Origin of the sequence: Methylotenera mobilis 13, from assembly GCF_000384255.1 — a bacterium.
Lineage (GTDB): Bacteria > Pseudomonadota > Gammaproteobacteria > Burkholderiales > Methylophilaceae > Methylotenera > Methylotenera mobilis_B.
Genome location: NZ_KB913035.1, coordinates 1,806,941 through 1,830,018, shown reverse-complemented (window position 1 = coordinate 1,830,018; position 23,078 = coordinate 1,806,941). Strand labels below are relative to the sequence as shown.

Annotated in this window: 22 protein-coding genes; 14 read left to right on the top strand and 8 right to left on the bottom strand. The window is 41.4% G+C overall.

The genetic code is table 11. From position 1 onward, the window contains the following. Positions 1 to 55 precede the first annotated feature (55 nt). The 12 genes from A391_RS0108695 to A391_RS0108640 all read left to right on the top strand — a co-directional run bounded on the left by A391_RS0108695 (position 56) and on the right by A391_RS0108640 (position 13,944). Positions 56 to 829 (top strand): MBL fold metallo-hydrolase, encoded by a 774-nt coding sequence (locus tag A391_RS0108695; protein WP_019898769.1) that lies wholly within the window; start codon positions 56 to 58, stop codon positions 827 to 829. Positions 830 to 1,157: 328 nt separating this feature from the next. Then, positions 1,158 to 3,776, top strand: coding sequence for a DNA gyrase subunit A (gene gyrA, locus A391_RS0108690; protein ID WP_019898767.1), 2,619 nt, complete (start codon positions 1,158 to 1,160; stop codon positions 3,774 to 3,776). A 117-nt stretch (positions 3,777 to 3,893) separates the two neighbouring features. Beyond that, a complete protein-coding gene (gene serC / locus A391_RS0108685; RefSeq protein ID WP_019898766.1) occupies positions 3,894 to 4,970 on the top strand; it encodes a 3-phosphoserine/phosphohydroxythreonine transaminase in 1,077 nt (358 codons plus the stop codon). Position 4,971: 1 nt separating this feature from the next. Then, a complete protein-coding gene (pheA, locus tag A391_RS0108680; RefSeq protein ID WP_019898765.1) occupies positions 4,972 to 6,069 on the top strand; it encodes a prephenate dehydratase in 1,098 nt (365 codons plus the stop codon). A gap of 179 nt (positions 6,070 to 6,248) precedes the next feature. Next, entirely contained in the window at positions 6,249 to 7,343 is a 1,095-nt protein-coding gene (hisC, locus tag A391_RS0108675) for a histidinol-phosphate transaminase (protein ID WP_019898764.1), read from the top strand. Between the two features lie 149 nt (positions 7,344 to 7,492). Next, on the top strand, positions 7,493 to 7,564 hold the full coding sequence (gene pqqA / locus A391_RS14705; RefSeq protein ID WP_012777389.1) for a pyrroloquinoline quinone precursor peptide PqqA: 72 nt from the start codon (positions 7,493 to 7,495) through the stop codon (positions 7,562 to 7,564). Between the two features lie 169 nt (positions 7,565 to 7,733). Further along, on the top strand, positions 7,734 to 8,651 hold the full coding sequence (gene pqqB, locus A391_RS0108670; RefSeq protein WP_019898763.1) for a pyrroloquinoline quinone biosynthesis protein PqqB: 918 nt from the start codon (positions 7,734 to 7,736) through the stop codon (positions 8,649 to 8,651). Between the two features lie 125 nt (positions 8,652 to 8,776). Next, entirely contained in the window at positions 8,777 to 9,541 is a 765-nt protein-coding gene (pqqC, locus tag A391_RS0108665) for a pyrroloquinoline-quinone synthase PqqC (RefSeq protein WP_019898762.1), read from the top strand. 8 nt (positions 9,542 to 9,549) lie between these two features. Next, on the top strand, positions 9,550 to 9,834 hold the full coding sequence (gene pqqD / locus A391_RS0108660; protein ID WP_019898761.1) for a pyrroloquinoline quinone biosynthesis peptide chaperone PqqD: 285 nt from the start codon (positions 9,550 to 9,552) through the stop codon (positions 9,832 to 9,834). A gap of 20 nt (positions 9,835 to 9,854) precedes the next feature. After that, a complete protein-coding gene (pqqE, locus tag A391_RS0108655) occupies positions 9,855 to 11,090 on the top strand; it encodes a pyrroloquinoline quinone biosynthesis protein PqqE (protein WP_019898760.1) in 1,236 nt (411 codons plus the stop codon). Between the two features lie 154 nt (positions 11,091 to 11,244). Continuing rightward, entirely contained in the window at positions 11,245 to 12,426 is a 1,182-nt protein-coding gene (locus tag A391_RS0108645; RefSeq protein ID WP_036316736.1) for a multidrug effflux MFS transporter, read from the top strand. A 51-nt stretch (positions 12,427 to 12,477) separates the two neighbouring features. Next, on the top strand, positions 12,478 to 13,944 hold the full coding sequence (locus tag A391_RS0108640; protein WP_019898756.1) for an SPFH domain-containing protein: 1,467 nt from the start codon (positions 12,478 to 12,480) through the stop codon (positions 13,942 to 13,944). Between the two features lie 40 nt (positions 13,945 to 13,984). Here the strand turns inward: A391_RS0108640 and A391_RS0108635 are convergent, their stop codons facing one another. From A391_RS0108635 to A391_RS0108600, 8 genes are all read right to left on the bottom strand, one after another. Then, on the bottom strand, positions 13,985 to 14,485 hold the full coding sequence (locus A391_RS0108635; RefSeq protein ID WP_019898755.1) for a M48 family metallopeptidase: 501 nt from the start codon (positions 14,483 to 14,485) through the stop codon (positions 13,985 to 13,987). Between the two features lie 126 nt (positions 14,486 to 14,611). Then, a complete protein-coding gene (gene fdxA, locus A391_RS0108630; RefSeq protein WP_019898753.1) occupies positions 14,612 to 14,935 on the bottom strand; it encodes a ferredoxin FdxA in 324 nt (107 codons plus the stop codon). A 116-nt stretch (positions 14,936 to 15,051) separates the two neighbouring features. Next, entirely contained in the window at positions 15,052 to 16,329 is a 1,278-nt protein-coding gene (gene cysN, locus A391_RS0108625) for a sulfate adenylyltransferase subunit CysN (protein ID WP_019898751.1), read from the bottom strand. A gap of 104 nt (positions 16,330 to 16,433) precedes the next feature. After that, a complete protein-coding gene (gene cysD / locus A391_RS0108620) occupies positions 16,434 to 17,366 on the bottom strand; it encodes a sulfate adenylyltransferase subunit CysD (RefSeq protein WP_019898749.1) in 933 nt (310 codons plus the stop codon). Between the two features lie 57 nt (positions 17,367 to 17,423). Then, positions 17,424 to 18,203: a phosphoadenylyl-sulfate reductase gene (locus A391_RS0108615; RefSeq protein ID WP_019898748.1), complete on the bottom strand. Its 780-nt coding sequence runs from the start codon at positions 18,201 to 18,203 to the stop codon at positions 17,424 to 17,426. Further along, entirely contained in the window at positions 18,204 to 18,821 is a 618-nt protein-coding gene (locus tag A391_RS0108610; protein ID WP_019898747.1) for a DUF934 domain-containing protein, read from the bottom strand. It abuts the gene before it with no gap. Then, entirely contained in the window at positions 18,818 to 20,485 is a 1,668-nt protein-coding gene (locus A391_RS0108605) for a nitrite/sulfite reductase (protein WP_019898746.1), read from the bottom strand. The genes A391_RS0108610 and A391_RS0108605 overlap by 4 nt, the downstream gene beginning before the upstream one ends. Before the next feature lie 32 nt (positions 20,486 to 20,517). After that, complete coding sequence (locus tag A391_RS0108600; RefSeq protein ID WP_019898745.1) at positions 20,518 to 21,312, bottom strand: sulfite exporter TauE/SafE family protein; 795 nt, start codon at positions 21,310 to 21,312, stop codon at positions 20,518 to 20,520. Positions 21,313 to 21,499: 187 nt separating this feature from the next. Here A391_RS0108600 and cysB point away from each other — a divergent pair, with 187 nt between their 5' ends. Together cysB and A391_RS0108590 are read left to right on the top strand one after the other, a co-directional pair. Continuing rightward, positions 21,500 to 22,426 (top strand): HTH-type transcriptional regulator CysB, encoded by a 927-nt coding sequence (gene cysB / locus A391_RS0108595; RefSeq protein WP_019898744.1) that lies wholly within the window; start codon positions 21,500 to 21,502, stop codon positions 22,424 to 22,426. A 19-nt stretch (positions 22,427 to 22,445) separates the two neighbouring features. After that, positions 22,446 to 23,021, top strand: a complete 576-nt coding sequence (locus tag A391_RS0108590; protein WP_019898742.1) for a DUF302 domain-containing protein — start codon at positions 22,446 to 22,448, stop codon at positions 23,019 to 23,021. Positions 23,022 to 23,078 lie beyond the last annotated feature (57 nt).

The following is a 23,078-nucleotide window of genomic DNA, read 5'->3' as shown; positions in this document are numbered from 1 at the left end:
GCAATATCATTTAGTAATGGGCAGTTTTGATTTCTCGTCAAAGGGTTAGCAAAACGTGGCATCGGAACTATTTAATAATGGGAAACACATTTGTGTAAAATTCAGTGATTTATCAGATACTGATTCATCAGATGAGGCTGTTCAATCAAACCAGTTTTTGATTGTGAACGATGGACATGGGGCGCTTATCGACCCGGGTGGTAATATGACCTATAGTGCATTGGTGATGGGGATGGGTAAGTACTTTCACTTTCGCAAGTTGGATTATATCTTCGCCTCACACCAAGATCCTGATATTGTCGCATCCATTAATAAGTGGCTAGTAGGTACTGAGTGCAAGGTGCTTGCACCGGCTATTTGGGAGCGATTCTTGCCGCACTTTTGCAGTGTGGGAAATACAAAAAACCGCATTATTGGCATTCCTGACTGTGGTATGAATATCACGTTAGGTGGTGCAATTATCAAAGCGATACCTGCACATTTTCTCCATTCTGAAGGTAATTTCCAGTTTTACGATGTGACAAGTAAGATTTTGTTCTCAGGAGATTTGGGGGCTTCTTTGGTACATCATGACCTTGCTATTGAGCCCGTCACTAATTTTGATGAGCATTTGCCTACGATGCTGCCCTTTCACCGTCGATATATGACCTCCAACAAGGCTTGCCGTTTATGGGCCGCAATGGTACGTAATCTTGAGATTGATTCAATTGTGCCGCAGCATGGACGTTCATTCGTGGGTAAGGACATGGTGAATCGATTTATCAATTGGGTCGAGAATCTGGAGTGTGGTGTAGATTTAATGACACAAGAGCATTACAAGGTGCCTTGATAAAATTGCTCTAATGAATACAAAGATGGGAAGTTAATTGTCAGCTAGTATTAGGCTACTGTATCCAATGAAATTAACTTAAGACTCATGATGTAGGTTTGATATTGGTCGCTAAATTTGTGGTGCTGTCAAACCTCGCATAAAACACCCCTGAAACTAGTCAGATTTAAGCAATTTCCAGCTTGTTTGCTTATTAAATTTGAACGAGATTTAGCCCCTATTTTTAACGTTGAAAAACTATGTTAAAAGTATGGTTGTAAGCGTTATTTTGCGCGCTAATCATGTTAAAATTTGTGTCATATAAAAACCATTATAAGACAGTCAAAATATGGATCAATTCGCTAAAGAAACCCTCCCAATTAGTTTAGAAGACGAGATGCGTCGATCTTACCTCGATTACGCAATGAGCGTAATTGTGGGGCGTGCTTTACCCGATGTTCGTGATGGTCTGAAGCCTGTGCATAGACGCGTTTTGTTCGCGATGCATGAGCTATCTAACGATTACAATAAACCATATAAAAAATCAGCGCGTATTGTAGGTGATGTGATCGGTAAGTACCATCCCCATGGTGATACAGCTGTTTATGACACCATCGTGCGTATGGCGCAGGATTTCTCATTACGCTATATGCTGGTCGACGGACAAGGTAACTTTGGTTCAGTGGATGGTGATAATGCGGCTGCAATGCGTTATACGGAAATCCGTATGGCGAAAATTGCACATGAGCTGTTAGCCGATATTGATAAAGAAACTGTAGACTTTGGTCCCAACTATGATGGTTCTGAGCATGAGCCACTCATCATGCCTGCACGTATTCCTAACCTGCTGATTAACGGTAGCTCAGGTATCGCGGTAGGTATGGCAACAAACATCCCACCACACAATATTAACGAAGTGCTCGATGCCTGTTTTGCCTTACTTAAAAATCCAGAGACCACGGTTGAAGATTTAATCGAACTAGTGCCTGCACCTGACTTCCCAACAGCAGGAATTATTTACGGTACTGTGGGAGTTAAAGAGGGCTATCGTACAGGTCGTGGTCGCGTTGTAATGCGTGGACGTACTCACTTTGAAGACATGGACAAGGGGGGGCGCCAATCAATCATTATTGATGAACTGCCTTACCAAGTAAACAAGAAAACGCTGATTGAGAAAATCGCTGAGCTTGTGAACGAGAAGAAAATCGAAGGGATTTCTGATTTACGTGACGAGTCTGATAAATCAGGCATGCGCGTAGTGATTGAACTGAAGCGTGGTGAGATTCCTGAAGTTGTTTTAAATAATTTATATAAACAAACACAGCTTCAAGATACTTTTGGTATGAACATGGTGGCCTTGTTAGATGGACAGCCACGTTTGCTAAACTTGAAGCAGATGCTAGAAGCGTTCTTACGTCACCGCCGTGAAGTAGTCACGCGCCGCACTGTGTTTGAATTGCGAAAAGCGCGCGAGCGTGGCCATGTGTTAGAAGGCTTGGCTGTGGCGCTAGCAAACGTAGATGAAATGATTGCTATCATTAAAGCGGCGCCAACACCGCCTGAAGCCAAAAAAGACTTGATGGCAAAATCTTGGCAGTCTCCAGTGGTTGAAGAGATGTTGAGACGCGCTGCGATGGAAGCTGCTCGTCCAGATGGACTCGCAGTGAATTTTGGTTTGACGCCAGATGGTTACAAATTGAGCGATGTGCAAGCGCAAGAAATCTTGCAAATGCGCCTGCAACGCTTAACTGGTCTTGAGCAAGATAAGATAGTCAACGAATACAAAGAAGTTATGGATGTGATTGCGGACTTGCTTGATATTCTTGCAACAGCTTCACGTGTGACGACTATTATTACTGACGAGTTGAATGAAATCAGAAGACAGTTTGGTGATAAGCGTCGCAGTGAGATTGTTGAAAACGCACAAGATTTGTCGCTAGAGGATTTGATTGCGCCGCAAGATGTAGTGGTGACTTTATCTCATACTGGCTATATTAAATCTCAGCCTCTAGACGAGTATCGTGCGCAAAAACGTGGTGGTCGTGGTAAACAAGCTGCAGCAACAAAAGAAGATGACTTTATCGATAAAATGTTCGTGGCGAATACTCATGATTACATTTTATGCTTCTCTAATCGTGGTCGTGTTTATTGGCTTAAAGTGTATGAGGTTCCGCAAGGTAGCCGAACAAGTCGCGGTAAACCTATTGTTAACCTATTCCCGTTAGAAGAAAACGAGAAAATCAACGCGATTCTTTCGGTGAAAAGCTTTGATGAAAATCACTTTATCTTCATGGCAACTTCACTTGGTACCGTCAAGAAAACCGCGTTAACAGAATTCGCTAATCCACGTAAATCAGGCATTATTGCGATTAATCTAGATGATGGTGATTACTTAATTGGTGCTGAAATCACCAACGGCAGTAACGATGTGGTGCTAGTGTCCAACGGTGGTAAAGCGGTATGGTTTGATGAAGATGAAGTGCGTCAAATGGGTCGCGCAACACGTGGCGTTCGAGGCATGAGGCTTGCCGAAGGTCAGCAAGTTCTATCATTATTGATTGCATCGGATGACCAACAAACTGTGATGGTGGCGACTGAGAACGGTTATGGCAAGCGTACTGTACTAGCAGACTTCCGCCGTTCAGGCCGTGGTACACAAGGCGTGAAAGCGATTGCAGTGAGCGAACGTAATGGTCTTGTCGTTGCAGCAAAACTAGTGAACGATGAAGATGAAATTATGCTGATTACCACAGGTGGCGTATTGATTCGCACACGTGTGAGTGAAATTCGTGAGTTAGGCCGTGCAACTCAAGGCGTCACTTTGATTAACCTTGGTGAAGGCGAAAAACTATCTGGAATTGAGAAAATCGTAGAAACCGATGAGGATGAAGATGGTGAGATCGATAGTGGCATTGAAATCAATGGTGAAATTGACGGTGATGTCGAAATCGATAAAGAAGTCGAATAACCTATAGAGAGGTTAGCAATACACGCGCTTGTTACGTGTATTGCTTGCAACTCAATCAATAAATTTCAGATGTAAATACTTAATTTTAAATAATATTTTTGATCTATCACTTAATTAATGACTAAAATTTATAACTTTTCAGCAGGCCCAGCAGTTTTACCTAAATCAGTACTTGAGCGTGCTCAAGCCGAGATGTTAGATTGGCATGGCTCTGGCATGAGTGTGATGGAAATGTCGCACAGAGGTAAAGAATTCACCAGTATTTTGGCTAAAACTGAAGCAGATTTACGTAAGCTTCTTAATGTTCCACAAAACTATAAAGTGTTGTTTCTACAAGGTGGAGCCATTGCCGAAAATGCAATTATCCCAATGAACCTGCTCAATGGTGGAGAGGCTGATTATGTAGTAACAGGTGCGTGGTCTAAACGCAGTGTAGATGATGCTAATGCGTATGGAAAAATCAATGTGGTTGCCAGTAGTGAAGCGGATGGCTTTAACAATGTACCGGCGTTCTCTACTTGGAAGCTTAATAAAAATGCGGCCTATCTGCACATCTGTACTAATGAAACAATCAATGGTGTAGAGTTTGATGGTTTGCCAGATGCCGGTGATGTGCCTATTGTCGCTGATATGTCTTCACATATTCTTTCTCGGCCGATTGATGTGACTAAGTATGGCGTGATTTACGGCGGTGCACAAAAAAATATTGGCCCGGCTGGACTATGTATCGTCATTGTGCGAGAAGACCTACTTGATCGCGCATCACCTTTAACGCCAGCAGTATTTAATTGGAAAACGCAGTCTGAAAATCAATCTATGATTAATACGCCACCCACTTATAGCATATATATTGCTGGCTTAGTCTTTGAGTGGCTTCTAGCGCAGGGCGGTGTGAGTGCGATAGAGCAAGTAAACATTAAAAAAGCTAATTTGCTTTACGATTACATTGATAGCACTGATTTTTATGTTAACAACATAGCTATCCCTAACCGCTCACGTATGAATGTTCCTTTCTTTTTGTCCGATGAGTCGTTGAATGATGCCTTTTTAAAGGGCGCAGAAGCTAATGGTCTTTTGCAGTTGAAAGGTCATCGCATGGTCGGTGGAATGCGTGCGTCAATTTATAATGCAATGCCGATTGAAGGTGTTCAGGCATTGGTGAGTTATATGCAGGAATTTGAAAAAGCGCACTAATATGTCCAAAGAACAACTATCTAACCTATTAAAGCAGCATCGTGATCAAATTGATGCGATTGATGAAAAAATCCTTAAACTTGCCAATGAGCGAGCGAGCCATGCACGCCATATCGGTGAGCTTAAAGATGATGGTGTGATTTATCGCCCTGAACGTGAGGCACAAGTCTTGAGGCGGCTAACAGCGTTAAATCCTGGGCCGTTGCCCGCTGAGGCTGTGACCAATATATTCCGCAGCATTATGTCTAATTGTCGTGCATTAGAAAAAGAAATGACAGTTGCCTTTTTGGGTCCACTTGGGACTTATAGTGAAGAGGCTGCGCTGAAGCAATTTGGCGAAGGTAAGCATGCAGTTGTCTGTGGCTCCATTGATGAGGTTTTTCGCACCGTTGAATCTGGGCAAGCTGATTACGGTGTCGTGCCAGTAGAAAACTCAAATGAGGGCGCTGTGGGTTTAACCTTAGACTTGCTATTAACTAGCCCGCTTAAAATATGTGGTGAAGTCACAATACCAATTCACCATTGTTTGCTGTCGAAACAGACTGATATACATCAAATATCGCACGTATTTTCACACTCACAGTCTTTAGCTCAGTGCCACGAGTGGCTGAATAAAATGTTGCCCAAGGCAGAGCGTGAACCAGTGACAAGTAACGCGCGTGCTGCACAAATGATTCATGACTTGATTGTTGCTGATGGTACTTTCGCTGCGGCAATTGCAAGTAAGCGTGCAGCTGAGCTATTTAACTTGAATATTCTTGCTGAAAATATCGAAGATGATCCTAAAAACACCACGCGCTTTCTAGTGTTATCTGCGCATGATGTTGCGCCATCTGGTGAGGATAAAACTTCTTTTGTGACTGCGACCAAGAATCAACCTGGTGCAATTCTAGGTTTGCTAGAGCCTTTAGCTAAGCATAATGTCAGTATGACTAAGCTGGAGTCAAGGCCGGCAAAAGGTGGTATGTGGGAATATGTGTTTTATGTCGATATAGAAGGGCATGTGCAAGATGCAAACGTTGGTTCTGCAATCAATGAAATTACATCTAGAGCGTCTTATCTTAAACTTTTAGGATCTTATCCTCTCGCTGTTATTTAGCGTTATCAGTAGTTTCATGCCATTTAAATTGATTTGTTTTTGTGTTCCATAAACGATAAAAATGGTGAGTAATTTAATAAATTAGCAATTACTAGCATGCTAGTTGTATGTGCCACCAATGCAACTTTTTTACGAATTTATCTTTCTTATCTTCTTAATTTTCTAAATAACATCATATTATGACCATCCAAGCACCTCAACATATTCAAAAAATTGCACCATATCAAGGTGGAAAACCGATTACAGAGCTCGCACGGGAAATGAATCTAAAAGTTGAAGAGATTGTTAAACTTGCTTCGAATGAGAATCCATTAGGTATTAGTCCTAAGGCGGATTACGCGATTCAAGAGGCAATTCTCGATATTGCAAGGTATCCAGATGGTAATAGTTTTGCTTTACGGGAAGCTGTGAGCAATAAGTTCGGCGTTGCACATGACCAGATTGTGTTTGGTAATGGATCAAACGATATTTTAGAGCTGGTTGCGCGTGCTTATTTAAGTAGCGATAGTGAGACTATTTACTCACAACATGCTTTTGCGGTTTACCCATTGGTGACACAAGCGATGGGTGCAAAGGGTGTTGTCGTACCAGCGAAAGATTTCGGTCATGATTTATCTGCAATGCTAGCAGCAGTGACTGATAAAACCCGCTTGATTTTCATTGCTAATCCGAATAACCCGACAGGTACATTATTAGGAAAGGCAGCTTTATATAGACTCTTAAAGCAAGTGCCACAACATGTGTTAGTCGTACTAGATGAAGCATATGACGAATATTTGTCAGCAGAATATAAATCTGAAGCAATCGGCTGGCTAAAAGAATTTGAAAATCTGGTGATTTCGCGTACTTTCTCAAAAGCATATGGTTTAGCTGGTTTACGCATTGGTTTTGGTTTATGTCATGCTCAAGTGGCAGATATGATGAATCGTGTGCGCCAGCCTTTTAATGTCAATAGTGTTGCGCAAGCGGCAGCCGTTGCTTCATTAGCGGATGATGACTTTGTGGCGCGTAGCTACGCCTTAAACCAAGCTGGTATGGCTCAGTTAAAACACGGGTTTGATCAATTGGGTTTGACTTACATCCCATCATTTGCAAACTTCATTAGCGTCAAAGTGGGGGATGCTGCAGGCATTAATCAGAAGTTGCTACAGCAGGGTGTCATCGTCAGACCAGTTGCTAACTATGAAATGCCTGAGTATCTTAGGGTGAGTATTGGTTTGTTTTCTGAAAATGCAAAATTTCTAGAAGTGTTAGCTGGAATAATCAAGGGATAATGCTTTCAAGCCCTCGCATCATGAATTTACTTAGTAGATATTGGGTAAGTTTGCAGTGTTACGCATCTGATTAAGGGCGCAGAATGCATCTCACGTTACAGCACAAAGCGAGTAGCGATATCAACTAAATTTAAAAAAGGAAATTGATCATGTGGACAACACCAGCAGCGACAGAAATGCGTTTTGGCTTTGAAGTAACAATGTACGTAATGAACAAATAATTAGTTGTTTACGTATTATTAAAAAAAGGCTGCCGAGAGACAGCCTTTTTTTGTAAAAGAATGATTGTTGAAAGCAATGTCATCATTTTTTTACAAAAAAATTGTGGTGTTTTTATAAAGCACATTTTTTAATGATTGAAATTTAATTTAAATAGAAATGTAGATATTCATGCATATACATGTATTAGGGGCTGGTGCTGGGGGTGGTTTTCCACAGTGGAATTGTAATTGCTTTAATTGTGACGGTTTACGTAAAGGCACAATTAAGGCGACTAAGCGCACACAGTCATCAATTTGCGTCAGTGGAGACGGGGTGAACTGGGTCCTGTTTAATGCCTCACCTGATGTGTTGCAACAAATCCAAGACTTTGCACCATTGCAACCAGGCCGTGCCGTGAGGGATTCTGGTATTCAAGCGATTGTGTTGATTGATGCACAAATTGATCACACTACAGGTCTGTTTATGTTGCGTGAGGGCTCTGTTAAGCGTGAGATTTACTGTACAGACATGGTGTATGGTGATTTAACTTCTGGTAATCAGATTTTAAATATTCTTGGCCATTACTGTGGCATTAATCATCACAATATCCCGATTGATGGTAAAACCAGTTTTACCATGCCGAATGTACCTAACTTAAAATTTACAGCAGTTGCGCTGAAGAGCGCCGCACCACCTTATTCACCTCACCGCAATGACCCGCATCCAGGGGACACGATTGGTGTTTTGATTGAAGAGATTAGTTCAGGTAAAAAATGTTGGTACTCACCTGGTTTGGCAGAAATTGAGCCACATTTACCAGCATTAATGAATCAAGCAGATTGCATTATGGTCGATGGTACGTTCTGGACTGATACGGAGATGTTGGATTTGGGTTTAATGACTAAAACTGCACGTAGCATTGGTCATAATCCACAATCTGGTCCTAATGGCATGATTGAAGAACTAGATAAATTTGGTGATGTAAGAAAAGTGTTGATTCATATCAACAACACTAACCCAATTTTGCGTGAAGATTCCGCCGAGCGCGCTGTATTGAATGAACACAAAATTGAAGTGGCTTATGATGGCATGGATATTATTTTGTAAGAATACAAAGTGCTTAGATGCTTTTATCTATTAAGTAAATGCTATTGACAGTAACCTTTGAAGATAGAAACTTAAAATAAAAGTATCTCTACTGGTTTAATCACTTTAAATATTTGGAGAAAAAAATGGCTGAAAAATTGGCACCCTGGTCTAAAGAAGAGTTTGAAGCTAAATTACGTGAAAAAGGTAAAGGCTATCATATCTATCATCCAATTCACGTGTTGATGTATGAGGGTAAACTTACGCAGCAACAAATGCAGGCATGGGTGGCTAATCGCTATTACTACCAAATTGCGATTCCAATGAAAGACGCAGCAATTTTATCAAACTGCCCAGATCGTGAATTGCGCCGTGGTTGGATTCAACGTATTTTCGATCATGATGGTAGCGGCCAAATTGCAGAGGGTGGTGAAGGCGGTATCGAGGCTTGGATTCACTTAGGTGCAGCAGTAGGATTAAGTCGCGAAGAGGTGACTTCATTGAAACTTGTTGCACCTGGTACTAAGTTCGCAGTAGATGCCTACATCAACTTTGCAAAACAACGCCCATGGCAAGAGTCTGTTTGCTCAAGTTTAACTGAGCTATTTGCACCGCATATTCACCAACAACGTATAGACTCATGGCCTGAGATGTACCCGTGGATTAATGCAGAAGGCATGCAATATTTTAAAAATAGATTGACTCAAGCACGTCGTGACGTAGAGCAGGGTTTAGAAGTCACATTAGACTATTTTAGCCAAACTCGTGAAATGCAGATGCGAGCACTGGATATATTACAATTTAAACTAGATGTCTTGTGGGTAATGGCGGATGCGATTATGTTGCAATCAGCAGACATTAAGGTTGAAGATCGCGATTATCTGCGTCAACCAGTGATGAATGTAAGTTAAGAAAGCAGATGATGGATAATCAGATACAAAATGAAGACATTTATACACTTGCACCTCACCACCGTTTTCAGTGGGAAGAGGCGCAGAGTAGCTATGTGATACTTTTTCCAGAAGGCATGGTCAAACTACATGGTGGTGCTGGAGAGGTGATTAAACGTTTAGATGGTAAAGCGACAGTAAGCGATGTGGTCGCAGATTTAAAAGTCACATTTCCAGATGCTGAAAACATCGAAAAAGATATTATTGGTATGTATGAGCTTGCACTAAGCAAAGCTTGGATACGTAAAGTTTAGTTTAATTTAGGAGTAGCAAAATGACACAAGCATCCTTAGGTGAGTCAGTGGTTCAAAAGACCATCCATGCCACTCAAGCACAAAATAATGGTGTTGCAGCCAATGTGACACAGACACAGCCTTTATGGTTGTTAGCAGAGGTAACATATCGCTGCCCATTGCATTGTGCATTTTGCTATAACCCTACAGACTATGACAAACATACGCAAAATGAATTAACAACTGAGCAGTGGATACAAGCGCTTCGTGATGCACGTAAATTAGGCGCTATTCAGTTGGGTATTTCTGGTGGTGAGCCACTGTTGCGTGATGATATTGAAGATATTGTTGTTGAAGCTAAAAAGCTAGGTTATTACAGTAATTTAATTACCTCGGGTGTTGGTTTAACAGAAAAACGCATTCAGGCGTTCAAAGATGGTGGTTTAGACCATATTCAGTTATCGATGCATGACATTACTGAGGAAATTAACAACTTCATTACCAATACCAAAACTTTTGAGCTCAAGAAAAAAGTTGCCGCCATGATTAAAGGTCATGGCTATCCAATGGTGCTCAATGTTGTGATTCATCGCTATAACATTGGCCATATGAAAGAAATTTTAGAGATGGCCGATGCACTTGGTGCAGAGTACATTGAGCTTGCTAACACGCAATACTACGGCTGGTCTTTAGTAAATCGCAGCCAATTAATGCCTACCAAAGAGCAGGTAGATGAAGCGGAGCGAATTACTAACGAATTCAGAGAAAAGTCTGGCAGTAAAATGAAGATTTTCTTTGTAGTGCCAGATTACTTCTCAGATCGTCCTAAAAAATGTATGAACGGTTGGGGTGAGGTGTTCATGATTGTGACAGCTAATGGTGATGTATTGCCTTGTCATTCAGCACGCGTATTACCTAATATGCAGTTCCCAAACGTGAAAGATACAGATTTAGGTTGGAGCTGGAAAGACTCTCCAGCATTTAACAAATATCGTGGTGATAGTTGGATGAAAGAGCCATGCCGCACATGTAGTGAAAAAGAAAATGATTTAGGTGGTTGCCGTTGCCAGACATTTTTGCTCACTGGCGATGCTGAAGCGGCTGACCCAGTTTGCAGTAAGTCACCGCATCATCATTTGATAGAGCAGGCGATATTAGATTCAAGAAACCCGACTATTGCTGCACAGCCTATCGTATTTAGAAATGATAAGAATTCTAAGAAAATTATCGCTGGTGAGCTTAAAGATCGTGTAGATGAATTTCATGCGCTGCCATAAATTCTATTCAGACAACTAGCTGGTCTTATATTTGATTGGCTTTGTATCTTTCAAAGATGCATTAATAGCGTTATTGTGATTTAATCTAGCGCGCTACTGTGATCATCAGTAGCGCGCTTTTTATTGCGGGTAGTACATTTATGAAAGTTTTCATTTGAAGCATCCATCATCTCCATTGGTATTGTCCATTGTACTTGCAGGTCTAGCAGCACTTGCACCATTTGCAATTGATACATACTTGCCAGCATTCCCGTCACTAGAGCGTGACCTACACGGCACTTCATTAGAGCTTCAACAAAGCCTTACATTTTATTTATTACCTTATGCCCTCATGACACTTTGGCATGGTGCGATATCTGACTCAATTGGACGTATCACCACCATTAAGTGGGGCTTAAGTGTTTTTGTATTGGCATCAATCGGCTGTGCATTCGCACCTAATGTAGAAACATTATGGTTCTTTCGTGTTTTACAGGGCCTATCCGGGGGCGCTGGAAACGTTGTAGCACGTGCAATGGTACGTGACCTGTTTGAAGGTCCGCAAGCGCAACGAGTGATGGCAACCGTGCAAATGTTGTTTGGCATTGCGCCAGCAGTTGCACCTATTATAGGCGGTTTACTCCTTGGTATTCATTGGCAAGCGATATTCATCTTTTTAGCCCTATACGCAGCATTAAGCTTATGGGCAGCAGTGAAGTACTTACCTGAAACTATGCCCAAAGAAAAGCGTTTACCGCTGTCAGCAAAGCAGGTCATCAAAGACTACCGCATGATTTTTAGTGATAAAGAGTTTAATTATGTGGTGTTTGCGTTAGGTGCAAACTTTGCGGGATTCTTTCTCTATGTGTTGGCAAGCCCTGTGTTTTTAGTTAAGCATTTAGGTCTAACAGAACATCAGTTTGCTTACATGTTTGTGCCTACGGTTTGCGGCATGGTGCTGGGCTCTTACTTAGCGAAACGTGCAGCTGGTCGATATACACAAAGAAAAGTAATCAAAGTTGCGTATGTATGGATGTCAGCAATGGTCGTGCTGAATATCGCCGTTTGCGTATATCTTCCTACAAGTATTATTTACAACATTGTGCCAATCGCGCTGTTTAATATTGGCATGGCTTTAGCAATGCCGATACTTTCATTAGCTGCTTTGGACCGCCACCCTAAAATTCGTGGCACGGCGGCTTCTGGACAGGCTTTTATCCAAATGTTGTTATCTACGGTATCAGCAGGTCTGGTGGTGCCACTTGTTTGGTATGCGCCATCAGGTTTGGCGATTGCTATGGCTGTATATTTAATAATTAGTTGGGTTATGATATTGAGAAGTAAGATTCTCAAATGAAATGTTATTTGTATTGGCTGTAAATAATAAAAAAATTAATAAGGGGTATTTATGGACGTTATTTATGTTTCTGTTTTAGTTGCTCTTGTTGCATTGTTCACTTTTTGGATTGTCTTACTACGTCGCGTGGTACCCACTAATGAAGTGCATATTGTGCAATCAGGTAAGCGCTCAATTTCTTATGGAGTTGGTATCGAATCAAGTAATATCAAAGAAAATGGCGACCAGATTAGTGCTAAAGGTTTAAATGGGAATACTTACTATGAATTTCCTTCATGGATCCCTGTGATTGGTGTGTTGGTATCAAAATACCCAGTGTCTGTATTTGCTGAAGAGCTTATTGATTACGAAGCTTATGACCAAGGACGGTTACCATTTGTTATTGATGTGAAAGCATTTTTTCGTATTAGTGATAGTGAGATAGCGGCTAGAAGAGTTTCATCATTTAGTGAGATGCGTAGCCAGTTGAATGCAATTCTTCAGGGGTGTATTCGTAGTATTTTGGCAACAAATAGCATTGAATCAATTATGCAAGACCGTGCTAAATTTGGTGAAGCATTTACAAAGGAAGTTGATGATAATTTAAGGTCTTGGGGTGTTAGTACAGTAAAGAGTGTTGAGCTGATGGATATTCGAGATGCTAGAGACTCGCATGTCATCAAAAATATTATGGACAAAAAGAAATCTCAAATTGAGATGGAAAGTCGTACTGAGGTCGCTCAGAACAACAAAAAGGCGCAGATTGCAGAGATCGAGGCGCAGCGTGAAACAGATGTGAAGAAACAAGAAGCCTTGCAGCAGGTTGGGCTAAGAACTGCCGAGAAAGAGCGTGAAGTTGGTATTGCCAATGAACAGGCGACACAAGTGATTGCTGAACAACAAAAAATCACAAAAGAAAAAGAAATGAGTATTCTTCAAGTAGCTCAAGTAAATCAGGCTGAAATTGATAAACAAGTCAAAATTGTTGAAGCAGAGAAAGAGAAAGCAACAACTGTAATTAATGCCGAAGCCAAAAAACAAACTACGGTGATTGATGCGGAGGCACAAAAGCAATCAGCCCTCATTAAAGCCGAAGGTGAGAAAGCTTCAACGGTGATGATCGCTGATGGTAATTTCCAATCTAAAACATTTGAAGCTAAAGGTATTGATGCAGAGGGAGCTGCAAAAGCAAATGCTGAAAAATTGATGCAACTAGCCTCAGTAGAAGCCGAAATTACGTTGGCCGAGAAAATTGGTAATAATGAATCTTACCAAAAATATTTAGTTTCACTTAAGCAAGTAGAGGTGATGGGTTCTGTTGGTGTGGAGCAAGCTAAAGCGTTAGAAAAAGCTAATGTCAAAGTAATTGCTAATGGCGCAAGTGTTAACGCTGGGCTTAATAATCTGACAGATTTATTTAGTGCTAATGGTGGTACGCAACTTGGTGCAATGTTAGAAGGTTTGGTTCAAACTGATACTGGTAAAGCAATTATAGATAAAGTTACTTCAACTACTAGCAGAGATAAGAAAGATAGCTAGTTAAAGGATGAAGCTAATGTTGAATCATTAATTTTAGAGCTTAAATCTTAGCTTCACTTTTCCAAGTTAAATAAACACGGCAATCGAATTCTAGCTGATGATAATGTGGTTCCATGTGTTGGCAGAGTTGATAGAAGGCTTTGTCATGATCGCGTTCTTTTAAATGAGCCAGCTCATGAACTACAATCATGCGTAAGAACTCAATAGGTGACTCTTTAAAGAATGAAGAAATTCGGATTTCTTTTTTTGCTTTAAGCTTTCCACCTTGAACACGTGAAATGGCAGTGTTCAGGCCGAGCGCATGATGCTCTATGCCTAATTTATTGTCATATTGCACTCTGTCTAGCACAGGAGCATTTCGTAAGAATGCTTGTTTAATCTCGTTACTGTATTGGTAAAGTGCTTTGTCTGTTTGAATACTGTGATACTGGGGATAGCGCTGTGTAATATAGTCGCCCAACAAGTCTTGTGCCTGTAATTGCCTGATTTTATCTTGCAGGGTAGGAGAGTAGTGTTGAAGAAATCTTAGCGGCTTAGTCATAACAACAAGTTGGTATGTTTGACAGACAAATAATTAAATGTCTTAGTGTATATACAATTAGTAAATATACAAAAGGAGGCACATGCCCCCTTTGTTATTGATTGATACCTATAATGATTATTAAGACTATTCAATCAATAAATCACGTTTGCCAGGTACGCCGTTCATAGCATCAGCATCTTCAAGTGCTTCTTTACGAGAAGTAATGACCGGCCACAATTGAGCAAGTCTAGCATTTAATGCAATATATTCTTGTTGGTCTGCAGGGACATCATCTTCGGCAAAAATTGCTTCAGCGGGGCACTCTGCAACGCATAATGTGCAATCAATACATTCATCTGGATTAATTGCAAGGAAGTTAGGACCTTCTACAAAACAATCAACAGGGCAAACATCTACGCAGTCAGTGTATTTACATTGAATACAATTTTCGGTAACGACATAAGTCATTTTTAAAGTCCTTTACAGCTTAAAAGCTAAAACGTTATTTTATTAGAAATTCTATTAGTTTGCGATGAATAATTCTATAAAGTTACCGTATATGTACATAGTAACTTTGTTGGAATTTACACAATCATCCCTGCACCAACCGTGTTATTTGTTGATTCATCAATAATGATGAAGGCACCAGTAGCTCGGTTATTTTTATAGCTGTCTATCATCAGCGGTTGCGCAAGCTTAAAGCTAATACGTGCAATGTCATTCATTTTCAAGTCGCTAGTCGCTTGTTGCTCTAATGTGTTGACATCTACTTTATAGCTGATCGTGCCTACTTTAGCTTTAGACTCGCGCGTGGTGTGACGAATGATGTAAGTTCTGGCTGTAGACAAAGGAGTTTCTGATAGCCAGCACACGAACGCTTCTACTTGTTTTACAGGTTCAATTGCTTCAGCACTTTTCACAATCATATCGCCACGAGATGTGTCGATTTCATCATCTAATAGCAAAGTAACGCTTTGTTCTGTTGATGCAGACTGCAATTGCTCAGCACCGAGTTGAATAGCTTTAACTTTTGATTGGTAACCATTTGGCAAAACAGTGACTGCGTCACCTACGGCAATTTCACCAGACTCGATACGCCCCATAAATCCGCGGAAATCATGTAACTCAGGGTCGTCAGACGCGTGTGGACGGCATACAAATTGAACAGGGAAGCGGAATGCCTCAGATTGTTCTGTATGCGCAGCTGGCGCTTTTTCTAACATTTCAAGCAATGTCTCGCCAGTGTACCAAGGCATGTTTTCCAGACGATCAACTAACATGTCGCCGTTCAATGCAGACATTGGAATAAAACGAATATCTCTCGCTGCAGCTAGGCCAATTTCTGCCGCGAAGGTTGCATAATCTGCACAAATCTTGTCATAAACAGCTTGGTCATAATTAACCAAGTCCATTTTGTTAACAGCTACCACAATGTGTGGAATTCCCACAAGGTGTGCTAAATAGCTATGGCGGCGTGTTTGCGTGAGTACGCCTCTACGTGCATCAATCAAAATAATCGCAAGGTTTGCTGTTGACGCTGCGGTTACCATATTGCGTGTGTATTGCTCATGACCTGGTGCATCGGCAATAATGTATTTACGTGTACCAGTGCTGAAATAGCGGTAAGCAACGTCAATAGTAATGCCTTGCTCACGCTCAGCTTGTAAACCGTCGGTCAGCAGTGATAAATCCACAGCTTCCATGCCACGTTTTTTAGAGGTATTTGAAATTTGCGTCAGCGTATCAGCCAGAATAGTTTTGGTATCGTAAAGTAAGCGGCCAATCAGGGTACTTTTGCCGTCATCTACGCTACCGCATGTCATAAAGCGTAATAGTGAGTCGTTTTGCGTTGTATTTGTCATAATTAAATTTTCAAAATATCAAAAATGCTAGATAAGATGTTTGATTAAGCGATTGGATGAAACGTCTAGCAACCGCTTTAATCTGCATATCTTGATAGTATTTTTTAGAAATATCCCTCTTTTTTGCGTTGTTCCATTGAAGCATCTGAGGTTTGGTCATCTAAGCGGGTAGCACCACGTTCTGTAATGGTGGTAGTCGCAGTTTCAATGACAATTTTGCTTACGTTATCTGCATCAGACAATACTGGTGCAGTGCAGGTGATGTCACCTACAGTTCTAAAACGAACTTGCATATTAATGACTTCTTCACCTGCTTTAGGTTGGTTAATCACTTCGCCGTTAGCCAGTGGAACATTTGCTGGCATCATGGCTCCACCGCGCATAATAATGTCGCGATTGTGAGAGAAATAGATGCTTGGTAAACCTAATTTTTCACGCTCGATATATTGCCATACGTCCATTTCTGTCCAGTTAGAAATAGGGAAGGCACGGATGTTTTCACCTTTATGTGAACGTGCGTTATACAAGTTCCATAATTCAGGGCGTTGGTTTTTCGGATCCCATTGACCAAACTCATCACGGAAACTCATAATGCGTTCTTTTGCACGTGCTTTTTCTTCATCACGGCGTGCGCCACCAATACAGCAGTCAAATCCAAACTCTTCAATGGCCTCTAGCAGTGTCACAGATTGATGCTTATTGCGCGGCTCATCAGGTGATTTCAATACCACTGTGCCACGTTTCATTGAATCTTCAACTGAACGTACGATTAAGCGCTCACCTAACTCTGCTGCACGTTGGTCACGGAAATCCAGTACTTCTTGATAGTTGTGGCCGGTATCAATATGCATGAGTGGAAATGGAAATTTACCTGGGCGAAAAGCTTTTTCAGCTAAACGCAAAATACATAGAGAATCTTTACCACCTGAGAATAATAGTACAGGATTGCTACATTGCCCCGCGACCTCGCGCAGAATGTAAATGGCCTCAGACTCTAGCCAGTCTAAATGAGATAAGGGTTGTTTAGTCGTTGTCATATTCTTAGGTTTCAAAAATCAAAATTACTACTTGATACGTAGCAGAATTCTATAAAATCATTTCTTTACATGTAATCCGCACTCTTTACTGTTGGGGTCTTCCCACCACCAGCGACCAGCTCGTACATCTTCGCCCATCGCAATCGCACGTGTGCATGGTGCGCAACCGATGCTTGGGTAGAACTGGTCATGAAGTTTGTTGTACGGCACATCAAACATGCGAATATATGCCCAAACTTCTTTTTCAGTCCAATTACTAAGCGGGTTGAATTTTTCTAACTGGTTGCCACTGTCAAACTCACGGAATGGCAAGTTAACGCGTGTGGTAGATTGCTCAGCACGCATACCTGTGACCCATGCTTTTTTACCTTTTAAAGCACGTTGTAAAGGCTCTACCTTGCGCATAAAGCAGCAGGCTTTACGCAAGTCAATAGATTCGTAGAATGCATTGATACCATTGGTTCTTACATAGCTTTCTACCGCATCTGATTGCGGGAAAAAGATTTTAAGTTTTGTATTGTAAGTTTGCTCTGTTTTAGCAATTAAGTCGTAAGTTTCAACAGGTAAACGGCCAGTGTCCAGTGAGAAAATCTCAATCGCAATTTTTTGACGCTGAATGATGTCTGTTAACACCATATCTTCAGCACCAAAACTATTAGCAAAAGTGACTTCATTTGCGCCAAACTCTTTCGCAGCATTGCTCAGCAATGTGAGTACTTCTGCAGCTTTCTGATTTACACTGGCAACCAGTTCGTCTGTCAGCGTAGGTTTAGTCGCCGGGTTATTGGCGCTAGGCTTTAGCATGACTACTTGGCCTAAATCTACATCCGTAGTCATTTATACGCCTCTGTTATAACGCTTAAATACAGGGCGTGGCTCATCAACCGCACCTTGGTATGGTTTAGTAAAGTCACCTAAGCTGGCAATTGCTTCTTGTGCTGAGCGGTCTGCACGCACTAAATAGCTAGTAAAGCCACTACGTTTCAAGAAATATAATTGATCCCGTAATACATCACCAAATGCACGTAATTCATTTTTAAAGCCAAAACGCGTACGTAGCAAGTTACCTAAAGAGAAAATACGGCCATCAGCAAAACGCTCAACAAAAATTGCGATAATAGGTAGGGCATTTAAGTCTGTTTGTTGCTGCGTCAGATTCTCTAAAAGCTCGTGTGTGGCTAACCAAACACCGATTTCACCTTGTGCAATGCGATCTTTAATTTCGCTGTTGCGTGCAATAAATACGCTTAAAGGCAGAATGATTTTGCCAGTTGCTGGAATCACTGTATCGGCAATTTGAGCCTCAGTTACAGTCGCTTCACCAGTCAGTTTAAATAAAACAACTTTACCAGCTTGTTTACGCTCTTCTACTTGTGTGGCTGGTAACTGAACGAGTGCCCAATCATCTTCTACTAAGCTAGCAACGCCATTGTTTAGTTTAATTAAATTACTCATGCTGCAACCTCATTCTTTGCATAGACATGTGCTTTGAATGGGGCAACGCCCAAGCGACGCACAGTATCAATAAATCTTTCTTCAGGCGTACGTTCTTGAATGTAAACCTCAATTAACTTTTGCACGACACCAGGCATTTCATCTGCAGAGAATGAAGGCCCAATCACAGTGCCAAGGCTTGCATCGTTACCTTGTTTGCCACCGATACTGACTTGATACCATTCAGAGCCATCTTTATCCACACCAAGAATACCAATGTGACCAACATGATGGTGGCCACAGGCGTTCATGCAACCTGAAATATTCAGTTCTATCTCACCAATGTCGTGCAGATAATCCAAGTTATCAAACTGCATTTGAATCGCTTTAGCGATAGGAATGCTCTTTGCATTTGCAAGTGAGCAGAAGTCGCCACCTGGGCAGCAAATGATATCTGTGAGCAAGCCAATGTTAGGGCTTGCTAAACCATTGGCGCGCGCTTTTTCCCATAACGCAAATAAATCGCTTAATTTAACATCAGCTAATATTAGGTTTTGCTCATGAGATGAGCGTAGTTCGCCAAAGCTATATTCATCGGCTAGGTCTGCTACTGTCCACATTTGCTCTGATGAAATGTCACCAGGTGCTTGACCATGTGGTTTAAGTGAAAGCGTAACTGCGCGGTAACCTGCTTGTTTGTGAGGGTGTACGCAACGCCTCACCCATGCAGCAAATGCTGGGTTGCTAGCAACTGCCGCATCAAAGCCTGCGTCATGAGCTTGTACGTTTTCATAAGGCATTGCGTCAAAATGTTGTGCAACGCGCGCTAGCTCAGCTTCGGTAATCGTGTTGTCTGTATCTTTAAGGTGCGCCCATTCAGCGTCCACTTGTTTGCGGAACTCATCTATACCTAAAGCTTTTACTAAAATCTTAATGCGTGCTTTGTAGATGTTGTCACGACGGCCATGTAAGTTATAGACACGTATAATCGCTTCGCAGTAAGTGAGGGCGTGTTGCCACTCTAAATGCTCGCGAATCACGGTACCCAAAATTGGTGTGCGGCCTAAGCCACCGCCAACCCATACTTTGATAGCAACTTGATTGTTGCTGTCGCGGTAAAACTCCATACCAATATCGTGCGCTTGCACTAATGCACGGTCATTTTTAGTACCAGACACTGCAATTTTAAATTTACGTGGTAATAAAGCGAACTCAGGGTGAAATGTGCTCCATTGACGCATGATTTCAGCGATAGCACGTGGGTCGATCACTTCATCAGGCGCAACGCCTACAAATTGGTCAGTCGTGATATTACGAATGCAGTTACCTGACGTTTGAATCGCATGCATTTCAACCGTGGCTAAATCCGCCAAAATTTCAGGCACATCTTCCAGTTTTGGCCAGTTTAATTGCAAGTTCTGACGTGTACTGAAGTGACCGTAGCCTTTGTCGTATTTTTTTGAAATATCACCAAGTTTGCGCAATTGTGCGCTAGATAACATGCCATAAGGCACCGCAATGCGAAGCATTGGTGCCTGACGTTGGATATACAAGCCATTTTGAAGACGTAGCGGACGGAATTCGTCTTCAGACAGTTCACCAGCCAAATAGCGGCGAGTCTGATCTCGATATTGGGCAACGCGTTCATCAACAATTTGTTGATCTATTTCATCATATTTATACATAATATATAGTGCTTTTTAAACTAACTTTTAAATTAAACTAAAACGAATTTCAAACCAATCACCAATAAGAGCGTGGCTAAAACTAGACGTAATATTTTTTCTGGAATTTTTACGCTTAAGTGGCTACCGACCCATATTCCAGGTAAGGATCCGATGAGCAGTGTGCCTAACAGTTCAAAGTTGACATGTCCAAGCGTCCAGTGACCAAACCCAGCAACCGCGGTTAGCGGGATTGCATGTGCTAAATCAGTACCAACTACCTTTAGCGTGCTCATCTTAGGGTAAAGGAAGAGTATCGCTAGTGTGCCAAGTGCACCTGCGCCTACTGAAGAGATTGTCACTAGCGCACCCAGTATTATGCCAGTAAATATGGTTGCTGGGATTTGAATTTTATTAAAACGACCACTACTAATCACACTATCTTCGATTTCGCGTATTTTTTTTCTGGTGATATAGCTACGAATAATCAATGCAATGGATGTTAGGATGAGTGCGACACCTAATGTGAAGGTGATAATGCCTGAAACATCTTTTTCGATTTGAATGAGATGTTTAATCACAAAGATAGTAATTACGGCAGATGGTAAGCTACCTAATGACATCCATGCTACAACACGCCAATCTACTGATTTGTGCGTATTGTGATGAACAAACACCCCGCCAGTCTTGGTAATCGCTGCATAAAGCAAGTCTGTTCCTACGGCTACGGATGCTTTAAATCCAAATAAAAACACAAGTAAAGGTGTCATGAGCGAGCCGCCGCCAACGCCAGTAACGCCAACAAGAAGGCCAACTGCAAAGCCCGAAATAATATAACCAAATTCCATGTGGAGTATCCGTTATTCACTAACTTAATTTAGTCGCGCACTATAGCAGTGAATAGTTAATTTTTTTAAGAATATGTTATTCTATGGATATATCATTTGGTTATATAAGCGCTAATGCCTTAGCATAAAAAATATTAGCATTAACTTGCAGTTTATTTAAGAAATCCTATTAAAGAAATTATTCCTAATGAAATTACATCAGTTACGTTATTTACACGAAGTAGTGAAGCAAGGGTTAAATATTACCAATGCAGCTGACGCTTTATACACTTCACAACCAGGTGTTAGTAAGCAGATTCAGCTGATAGAAGAAGAGCTTGGATTACAAATATTTAAACGTAACGGTAAGCGCTTGACAGGTTTGACTGAGCCAGGCCAGCAAATTATTACTTTGGCTGATAAAGTCATGCGTGATATTGAGAATATCAAGCGCGTAGGGGAGGAGTTTAGTGATGTAGAGGCTGGCACGTTAACGATTGCTACAACGCATACGCAAGCACGTTATAAGCTACCTGCTGCTGTTAAAGCCTTTATGACAGAATACCCGCGAGTTAAGCTCAATATCCATCAGGGTAATCCAAGCCAGGTAGCTGAGCAGGTTGAAAATGGAGAGGCTGATATTGGAATCGCCACTGAGTCTATCAGTGATAGGGAAAGCTTGTTATGCTTACCTTGTTATCATTGGAATCGCTGTGTTGTTGTGCCGCACGATCATCCTTTGCTTAGCGATTTGCCTTTGACGCTAGAAAAACTAGCTAATTACCCGCTCATTACCTATGACTTCGCATTTACTGGAGGCACGCTCGTCTCTAAGACTTTTTCCGATGCAGGCCTAACGCCTAATGTCGTGCTTACTGCGATTGATGCTGATGTGATTAAAACCTATGTGACATTGGGCTTGGGGGTAGGTTTGCTGGCAAATATGGCTTATGATCCTGAGCGTGACGCGCATTTGGCAAAAGTTGATGTCGATCATCTATTTGCGGATAGCACGACTTATTTAGGGGTGCGTAAAGATGCGTTTTTACGTGGCTATATGTATGGTTTTATTGAGCTTATCGCACCGCATTTCAATCGTGAGGCTGTGAATCAGGCACTTAAAATCACTGACTAGATTTAAATGGGTGAATGCTATGCATGTGATGAAAATTAGATTTGACCTTGTTTTTTTATGCGTAATCGTATTTTCGATGGCGGCTTGTAGCGTGACGAAACCAATCTTAGCTTCAAAAGAGCAGATGCTTGTTGGACAAATCAGGCCAGGCATGCCTGCTATTGATCCTAATACTGCGATTTATGAGTTACCAGTTAATTCCGGGGTAAGTTACCAAGATGTCGTTGAGAGTCTGAAAAGCATTTCAGAAGGATTAAACTTCGTGAATCCAGCGAACTTTCCTATTGGAGAGCACATGAAATTGCGCGGACTAGACCCACAAGGAGTGAAAGAGGTGCACTCGTTTTGTAATTTGAGCATGGGGACAGAAATCATTTTAGATCATCCTGAGTTTTTGGTATTTGCACCTTGTAGAATTGCGATTTACGAAAAGCAAGATGAACATAAGCAGCTCAAACTTTATATTGCAATGGACCGCCCAACGTTTGATTTGCAAAGCATTAAATCTCCAACGGTGCGTGCAAAAAAATCCGCACAGGAATTAGAAACTAAGCTTCTAGAAATCATGGACAGAGCAAGAAAAGGTGATTTCTAAGCGTTAAATGTATTTGTACTAGTATTTATTAATGTTTATGACTAATTGATAGGTAAT

Coding starts and splice junctions, on each gene's coding strand:
- gyrA (WP_019898767.1), top strand. CDS start 1,158: ATGGATCAATTCGCTAAAGAAACCCTCCCAATTAGTTTAGAAGACGAG.
- serC (WP_019898766.1), top strand. CDS start 3,894: ATGACTAAAATTTATAACTTTTCAGCAGGCCCAGCAGTTTTACCTAAA.
- pheA (WP_019898765.1), top strand. CDS start 4,972: ATGTCCAAAGAACAACTATCTAACCTATTAAAGCAGCATCGTGATCAA.
- hisC (WP_019898764.1), top strand. CDS start 6,249: ATGACCATCCAAGCACCTCAACATATTCAAAAAATTGCACCATATCAA.
- pqqB (WP_019898763.1), top strand. CDS start 7,734: ATGCATATACATGTATTAGGGGCTGGTGCTGGGGGTGGTTTTCCACAG.
- pqqC (WP_019898762.1), top strand. CDS start 8,777: ATGGCTGAAAAATTGGCACCCTGGTCTAAAGAAGAGTTTGAAGCTAAA.
- pqqD (WP_019898761.1), top strand. CDS start 9,550: ATGATGGATAATCAGATACAAAATGAAGACATTTATACACTTGCACCT.
- pqqE (WP_019898760.1), top strand. CDS start 9,855: ATGACACAAGCATCCTTAGGTGAGTCAGTGGTTCAAAAGACCATCCAT.
- A391_RS0108640 (WP_019898756.1), top strand. CDS start 12,478: ATGGACGTTATTTATGTTTCTGTTTTAGTTGCTCTTGTTGCATTGTTC.
- A391_RS0108635 (WP_019898755.1), bottom strand. CDS start 14,485: ATGACTAAGCCGCTAAGATTTCTTCAACACTACTCTCCTACCCTGCAA.
- fdxA (WP_019898753.1), bottom strand. CDS start 14,935: ATGACTTATGTCGTTACCGAAAATTGTATTCAATGTAAATACACTGAC.
- cysN (WP_019898751.1), bottom strand. CDS start 16,329: ATGACAAATACAACGCAAAACGACTCACTATTACGCTTTATGACATGC.
- cysD (WP_019898749.1), bottom strand. CDS start 17,366: ATGACAACGACTAAACAACCCTTATCTCATTTAGACTGGCTAGAGTCT.
- A391_RS0108615 (WP_019898748.1), bottom strand. CDS start 18,203: ATGACTACGGATGTAGATTTAGGCCAAGTAGTCATGCTAAAGCCTAGC.
- A391_RS0108610 (WP_019898747.1), bottom strand. CDS start 18,821: ATGAGTAATTTAATTAAACTAAACAATGGCGTTGCTAGCTTAGTAGAA.
- A391_RS0108605 (WP_019898746.1), bottom strand. CDS start 20,485: ATGTATAAATATGATGAAATAGATCAACAAATTGTTGATGAACGCGTT.
- A391_RS0108600 (WP_019898745.1), bottom strand. CDS start 21,312: ATGGAATTTGGTTATATTATTTCGGGCTTTGCAGTTGGCCTTCTTGTT.
- cysB (WP_019898744.1), top strand. CDS start 21,500: ATGAAATTACATCAGTTACGTTATTTACACGAAGTAGTGAAGCAAGGG.
- A391_RS0108590 (WP_019898742.1), top strand. CDS start 22,446: ATGCATGTGATGAAAATTAGATTTGACCTTGTTTTTTTATGCGTAATC.